At 42.0% G+C, this 509-nt stretch carries 1 protein-coding gene; it reads right to left on the reverse strand.

Annotation, left to right across the window (positions count from 1 at the left end; genetic code table 11):
• Nucleotides 1–196: 196 nt before the first annotated feature.
• On the reverse strand, nt 197–509 hold a 313-nt coding region (locus ACFO6W_RS26415; RefSeq protein ID WP_380002179.1), incomplete at its 5' end, for a hypothetical protein.

Raw genomic sequence — 509 nt, forward strand, 5'->3', positions numbered from 1 at the left:
TTTTAATTGACATTGTCGCTTCGCGCCATTGGCATATTGGCACATTGGTATATTTGTTAATCACCTGTCATTTTTATATTTTTGCGTCGAGAGAAATTCTTTTATTCATTCAATAAGAATGGTAAGGTTAAACAGGGCTGTAGCGATACACCCCTGTTTTTTTATGATTCATCATTATTCCTTACCTTTTTTATTGTCAGCCGACCGAATAAGCGGAACCGTTTTGCAGGTCAGGCGCATAAGTCGAACCGCTGGTACCGTCACCGCCTTTCCAGTAGATCATATAGTCGGAGCCTGCCATAAAATCACCGTGCGAATGATCCCTGGATACATTATTATATGTAGCCCCCGGAGGAATATTATACTGAAACGAATCATTCCAGTTATAAGAGCCCGGATAAAGAACAACGATAGCAGTAACAGTTGCCAGTGAATTACCGTTTATAAGGCTTATAACAGGATTAGTGGCAACCCCGTCCTGTGCAAGCGTACATGTCGCAGTCGCCGTT

Origin of the sequence: Dysgonomonas termitidis, from assembly GCF_042654545.1 — a bacterium.
Lineage (GTDB): Bacteria > Bacteroidota > Bacteroidia > Bacteroidales > Dysgonomonadaceae > Dysgonomonas > Dysgonomonas termitidis.